Here is a 512-nt window from a genome sequence, read left to right as displayed (position 1 = left end):
GTAGACTAGGAGATTGATATGGGAGATAAACCGATATCATTCCGAGATGCAGATGGCAATTTTGTTTCTGCAGCAGATGTGTGGAATGAAAAGAAACTAGAAGAATTGTTTAATCGTCTCAATCCTAAACGTGCTCTTCGATTGGCGCGTACAAAGAAAGAAGAAACACAGTCAAAGAAATAAAAAATTCCCGTGATTTTTTAATCACGGGATTTGTTTTATTCACTAAAGAAAAATGGTGGCGCATATTTTTTAAGACTCTCAAAACAAGCCTGCGCTTTTGTAGCATCTTCACAGATAATCATGCAGACATCGTCTCCACAAAGAGTTGCAACGACATCTGGAAAGGCCAAGGAATCAATTACAGATCCAAATGATTGGGCTAAACCGGGTAAAGTTTTCAAAATAACTTGGTGTTGCACCGGACGCAACATAACAAGAGCATCTTCCATATAGTTTTCAAGACGTTTTTCCCATTTGGAGATAGACCCTGTATTTAGCACATAGTAAGA

The 512-nt window shown here is 38.3% G+C and carries 1 protein-coding gene and 1 pseudogene; one reads left to right on the top strand and one right to left on the bottom strand.

The genetic code is table 11. From position 1 onward, the window contains the following. Positions 1-18 precede the first annotated feature (18 nt). Entirely contained in the window at positions 19-183 is a 165-nt protein-coding gene (locus GMD1S_RS08975; protein WP_000502578.1) for a hypothetical protein, read from the top strand. Between the two features lie 35 nt (positions 184-218). Here GMD1S_RS08975 and GMD1S_RS08970 read toward each other — a convergent pair. Further along, positions 219-512, bottom strand: a pseudogene (locus tag GMD1S_RS08970) (arginine repressor); the annotation flags it as partial.

Origin of the sequence: Streptococcus sp. GMD1S (genome assembly GCF_000296875.1) — a bacterium.
Classification (GTDB): Bacteria; Bacillota; Bacilli; order Lactobacillales; family Streptococcaceae; genus Streptococcus.
Note: the sequence above shows the minus strand (reverse complement) of the source record. Positions and strands in the feature narration are given on the sequence as shown.

Excerpts from the sequence above, each read along its gene's own strand:
- GMD1S_RS08975 (WP_000502578.1), top strand. The coding sequence starts at position 19 with ATGGGAGATAAACCGATATCATTCCGAGATGCAGATGGCAATTTTGTT.